The organism is Mesobacillus sp. (genome assembly GCF_049588175.1).
GTDB lineage: Bacteria > Bacillota > Bacilli > Bacillales > Cytobacillaceae > Mesobacillus.
The window spans coordinates 1-2368 of record NZ_JBAVFI010000295.1; the positions used below are offsets into that span (position 1 = coordinate 1).

General features: G+C 41.1%; 2 protein-coding genes and 1 pseudogene. 1 reads left to right on the forward strand and 2 read right to left on the reverse strand.

Features of this window, described 5'->3' with window-relative positions; genetic code table 11:
- A pseudogene (locus WB217_RS07245) lies at positions 1-123 on the reverse strand (cell division protein DedD); the annotation flags it as partial.
- A 481-nt stretch (positions 124-604) separates the two neighbouring features.
- A complete protein-coding gene (locus tag WB217_RS07250; RefSeq protein WP_423992021.1) occupies positions 605-1219 on the reverse strand; it encodes a helix-hairpin-helix domain-containing protein in 615 nt (204 codons plus the stop codon).
- Between the two features lie 88 nt (positions 1220-1307).
- Here WB217_RS07250 and comER point away from each other — a divergent pair, with 88 nt between their 5' ends.
- Entirely contained in the window at positions 1308-2132 is an 825-nt protein-coding gene (gene comER / locus WB217_RS07255) for a late competence protein ComER (protein WP_423992023.1), read from the forward strand.
- Positions 2133-2368: the final 236 nt, after the last annotated feature.

Sequence of the window (2368 nt, forward strand, 5' to 3'; positions counted from 1 at the left end):
AGTCGATACGATATGCTTATCCTTAACAATTACACAGCCAACATGCAGCCGAGGACAAGTTGAACGCGTCCCTACTTCCTCTGCAATATCCAAAAAATACTCATCCCAACTCTTTCTTCCCATGTGGTTTCCCCCTTCGAAATGTTAATTGCCATTCTAAAATTAATGGCTCTGTTAAACAAGGCTGTTGATTCCCTTTCCAGGCGCTTCGCTTTCCGAAGAAGAATTATGAAAAAGCCCAACTGCCGGCTTTTTCACAAGCAAATTCTTCTAGGGGCTGGCGCTGAGCCAGCAGGACACTGAACTGCTGACTCGAACCTGCCCACGCACGATGGAAATGCGTTAGCATTTTTCGGAGGAGTCTTCGCGCCTTCCACTACAATCAACAGGTTTTAAAAAACAACATTAGGCTTTAACAGAGCCAAATTAATAATACAAGGCTACTTGAATGAATTACTTATGCGGGCTTTGTTAACCTTAACTGTCCAACTCCAGTTTGAGAGCAGCTTTGTTTATGAAATTAAATCCTGCAAAAATGACGCAAAAAAATTCTTATATTAATAATTCTAATGCTAATATTGGACGAGTTCAATTTGTATGCGGATTATTTTACAGAAATAAGCTCTTTCAGTTTTTCGAAGGTCTTATCACCAATTCCACTGATGTTCTTTAAATCTTCGATTGATTTATATGGTCCATTCGTATCGCGGTATTCGATAATTGCTTCTGCTTTAGACGGGCCAATTCCAGGCAATGTTTCTAGCTCACCCGCTGCAGCTGTATTCAGATTTACAGTCTGTTTATCTTGTGACTGCTGGCCATTTTGGATTGGAACGTAGCCTTCTGTGCTTTCTCCCTTTCTAGGAACATAAATCACCATTTCATCACTCACATGCATGGCAAAGTTGATTGAAGAAGCTTCCGCCTCTTTCGTAAGTCCCCCTGCCAGTTCGATAAGATCAATCACCCTGTCATCTGCTTCAATCTCATATACTCCAGGCTGCACAACAGCTCCCTTAATATCAGCCATTAAAACAAGTGGTTTTTCTTCAGGGACTGAAGCTTCATTTTTCTTTCCCTCTGGCTGTTCATTCATGACGGTCAGTTCTTCATTTACTTCTGTAAGCTCTCCTTGGGAGTCGACAGAAGAATAGATAAAAAATATTGCTGCTGCCAATGCTGCAACAATATATAGTTTATGTTCCTTAATCCATTCCATATAGGGACCAACACCTTTCATATGTCATATTCTAAAAATTATAATCATATGGATATAGGAGAATAAATGCACGAAGGAGGGAAGGGTTATGAAAATAGGGATTATTGGCACAGGGAATATGGGGAGAATTCTCGCCGAAGCTCTCATTGATGGGAATGCCGTTTCCCCTTCTTCAATGATGATCACAAATAGAACTTTATCTAAAGCACTAGAGATACAAAAAATATACCCAGGCTTAACTGTTGGGCAGAATGCAATCGAAGTGGCACAAAATTCGGATGCCATTTTTATTTGTGTGAAACCACATAATGTATGGGATGTGATTCAGCAGATCAACCCTGAGCTTAATAAGGATAAATGCCTCATCTCGATAACCAGTCCTATTAGCGTAGAACAACTCGAAAGATCTGTAGATTGCTCAGTTATGAGAATCATACCGAGTATCACCAATAGGGCACTTGCAGGCGTATCGCTCTTTACTTATGGGGAACAGTGCGCACCTGAATGGAGAACTTATTTTCATACATTATTTGAGGAGATTTCAGTTCCGGTCGAAATCGAAGAGAAGATTACGAGGGTTGCGTCGGATATCGTCAGCTGCGGGCCAGCTTTCTTTAGCTTTCTTGTACAACGTTTTATTACCGCTGCCGTGAAAGAAACAGAAATCGATCAGACAACTGCCACAAAGCTTGCCAGTGAAATGTTAGTTGGATTAGGTGAGCTGTTAAGCAAAAACCATTATACTTTGCCTACTTTACAGGAGAAGGTTTGCGTAAAAGGCGGAATCACTGGAGAAGGAATCAAGGTTTTAGAAAATGAAACAGGAGAAATGTTCGAGAAGTTATTCCAGGCAACACATAAAAAATTCGAGGAGGAAATGGAGAAGGTGCGGGAAAAATTCGATAATGATTAATTTCTCCATCAGCTCTGAAAATCCTGCTTGTTTTAAAAATTTATTCTGTTCGATAACTGAAGCAAGAAACAATAAAGCTCCCATTAATTTAAATGGGAGTTCAAATTTTAGACAAACTCTGGGTGTGAATTAAAACAGGTCTGTTGATTTCCGTTCCAGGCGCTTCGCTTTCCGCGGGGCTGGCGCTGAGCCTCCTCGTCGCTTCGCTCCTGCGGGGTCTCACCTGTCCAGCTAAG